At 35.0% G+C, this 2,925-nt stretch carries 3 protein-coding genes; all 3 read right to left on the reverse strand.

All coding sequences use genetic code 11. The features are described 5' to 3' along the window. A partial coding sequence (recD2, locus tag RR539_RS10700; protein WP_332500438.1) for an SF1B family DNA helicase RecD2 occupies window positions 1-1,729 on the reverse strand: 1,729 nt, incomplete at its 3' end. Window positions 1,730-1,793: 64 nt separating this feature from the next. Continuing rightward, window positions 1,794-2,090: a hypothetical protein gene (locus tag RR539_RS10705; protein ID WP_332474720.1), complete on the reverse strand. Its 297-nt coding sequence runs from the start codon at window positions 2,088-2,090 to the stop codon at window positions 1,794-1,796. 162 nt (window positions 2,091-2,252) lie between these two features. Next, the gene (locus tag RR539_RS10710; protein WP_332500439.1) at window positions 2,253-2,645 is read right to left on the reverse strand and encodes a DUF2750 domain-containing protein; all 393 of its coding nucleotides are present in this window, start codon (window positions 2,643-2,645) and stop codon (window positions 2,253-2,255) included. Window positions 2,646-2,925 lie beyond the last annotated feature (280 nt).

The raw sequence follows: 2,925 nt of genomic DNA on the forward strand, positions 1-2,925 counted from the left end.
ATGCAGGATTCAGTATAGACTGAAGTGCATGATTAAGACTTATAACTCCAGCCTCCCCCTTTCTAGTAGATGCTAGAATCTGAATATCTCGAGTCTTATCAATATCTCCCTTAAACTTTGGAAGTCTAACATTAACAAGCTCTGAAATCTCATCTATTATTCCTGATTGGGTTGGATTCTTAAGGAAGAAAAAGTCCTTATCCTTAGCATTTAGGATAGGCATATCTCCACTATTAATCTTGTGGGCATTAACTGTAATAAGGCTCTCCTGAGATTGACGGAATATCCTCTCAAGGCGAGATACTACTACCCCTTCACTTTCAATAATATCACGAAGAACATTCCCAGGTCCCACTGATGGAAGCTGGTCTATATCTCCTACTAGAATAAGTCTAGTAGTTGAACTCATAGCCTTAAGCAGTGAGTTCATAAGCATAATATCTATCATAGAAGCTTCGTCAACAATGATAACATCCGCTTCAATAGTGTCATCCTCATCTTTGGCGAAGGAACTTCTATCCTCCTCCTCTGATATATATTCGACCTTAAGTAATCTATGTATAGTTCTAGCTTCATAACCTGTACTTTCGCTCATTCTCTTAGCGGCACGACCAGTTGGTGCACAAAGACATACATTGTAGCTACGATTCTCAAATATACTTATAATACACTTAATAATTGTAGTCTTACCAGTACCAGGTCCCCCTGTAATAACGCATACACCATTCTCAACACCGTCTTTAATAGCCTTAATCTGTTCAGGTGCAAAGCTAATACCATTCTCCTTCTCAAAGTCTTTAATCTCAGTATCTACATCAATATTCTCAAGACCTATCTTATTAAGGTTAAGCTCTACTAGCTTCTTAGCTGTCTTAATCTCAGAGAAAAACATCTCAGGTAGGTAAATACACTGAACCTCTTCCACCTCATCAATTATAATATCTTTAGATAAGTTAAGCGTAGTAATGCCTTCTTCAACTAATTCCTTGTCTACAACAAGCTCAGTTGCTGAACGATCTATACACTCTTGTCTTGGCAGATATGTATGCCCTGTTCCTGTAGACATCTTAAGTACATACTTAATACCTGATGCAATTCTAAATGGGGAATTAACGTCAATCCCTAAACTCTTAGCTATCTTATCAGCTGTCTTAAAACCAATTCCCTTAATATCCTCACAAAGTCTATATGGGTTCTCTCGAACTACATGAATAGAAGAAACTCCATACTTCTTATATATCTTAACTCCATGACTTGGTGTAATACCATGTCCTTGAAGAAAGATCATAATCTCCTTAACTTCACGCTGGTCCTTAAGAGACTCTGATATTCTCTGTGCCTTCTTAGAGCCTATACCTTCTACTTCAGTTAACCTCTCTGGAGTATTCTCTATAATATCTAGTGCCTTGTCTCCAAAAGCCTTCATAATCTTCTTCGCAGTAACAGGTCCTATACCATTAATAAGCCCTGATGCTAGGTATTTCTCTATACCCTCTGAAGTAGTAGGTAAAACCTCTTCAAAGCTCTCTACCTTAATCTGCTTACCAAAACTCTTATGGTAAGTCCACTCACCCTTAAGACGAACCCTCTGTCCCTCACTTAAGTAGTGCATATATCCAACAATAGAATAGTTCTCCCTATCCTGTTCACAATTAATCTTGGCAACGGTATAACCGTTGTCCTCATTCTTATATACAATAGATGTTACAAAACCATCTACTTCTACCATATATACCACCTCTAGATAATCCTTTAAGAGAATATATTAGAATCATTCCCTATATTTGGAGTATTTATTCCTTTATAATCTTAAAGAAGTTAATTAAAGAAAAACTAATAATACCTAAATAAACTATTAAAGCTAATATAAAGTTAACTTTAAGTGTAATTGCTATAATCATAAAAATAACTGTAGCAAATATAGCTAAATCAAGGGTTATAAGTCTATACCCTCCCTTAGAAGCCACATAACTACGACCTTCCTTAGTTAAAGTTCTATCCTTTAACTTAGATAACCCTACAACTCTAATAACAACAGCTATAACAATAAATATAAGAGATAATAATTCCATAGGAGTAAACTTATCCATAGATTTCTCCTTCCTTCTTTACATAATCTAATATTAAGTTAATTAACATTATAATATAATTTTCTTTATTATATCCTAAATATACCTATACTTCAAAACAAAAGGGCCACATCCTAATCAATCAGAATGTAGCCTGAGACTTTTATTAACTATATATACTTATTATAGGTTGTTTAGCTTGTCGATTAAAGCTTCTATATCTTCTAATAAATCTATAGGCTCTACCTCAACCCCTACTAAATCAGAATTCCAGTTAACACCTACTAGCAATCCATCACCATCAAGTCCAACAAGCCAGTTCTCCATGAAAACCTCAACAGGAATTGAAGTAGCAGTATAGTCTGCCCACTCATCTTCAATACACTTCTCAGCCGCTTCCTTCTTAGACCAGAATAGCATTGAACCTGTATCATCAAAATTGTTAGAAGGTGCTACGGCCCATACACCACTTTCAGCATTCTTAAGCCCCCAAACAACTCCACTTTCAACTATTCCACCTATAAACATATCATATCTTTCCTGTGCACTTACCTGAAGTTCTAAATCTTCTCTCATAATATCCTTCTCCTTTAATTCACTTATTCTACCTTATAATTTCTACTTAAACTACACTCATTATGTATTATTCAATTATATCCTATATACCTTCTAATACAAACTCAAACCTTTTAAGCTCTTAGAATTATTAAAGCCATTCCTATCTATAAACAAAATTATTACACAAAAATCTCCTCACCACCAAAGAGCCTCCCCTATCTAATCTAATATCCACCTGTAATAAAGATGATTAAATTTTCTCCGTCCATTCTGTTGCTTTGTTTCATGATAAGACATT

Origin of the sequence: Clostridium sp. (assembly GCF_036639235.1) — a bacterium.
GTDB lineage: Bacteria > Bacillota > Clostridia > Clostridiales > Caloramatoraceae > Clostridium_AB.

Bases quoted from the DNA above. Each gene is read 5' to 3' on its own strand.
- RR539_RS10705 (WP_332474720.1), bottom strand. From the start codon at position 2,090: ATGGATAAGTTTACTCCTATGGAATTATTATCTCTTATATTTATTGTT.
- RR539_RS10710 (WP_332500439.1), bottom strand. From the start codon at position 2,645: ATGAGAGAAGATTTAGAACTTCAGGTAAGTGCACAGGAAAGATATGAT.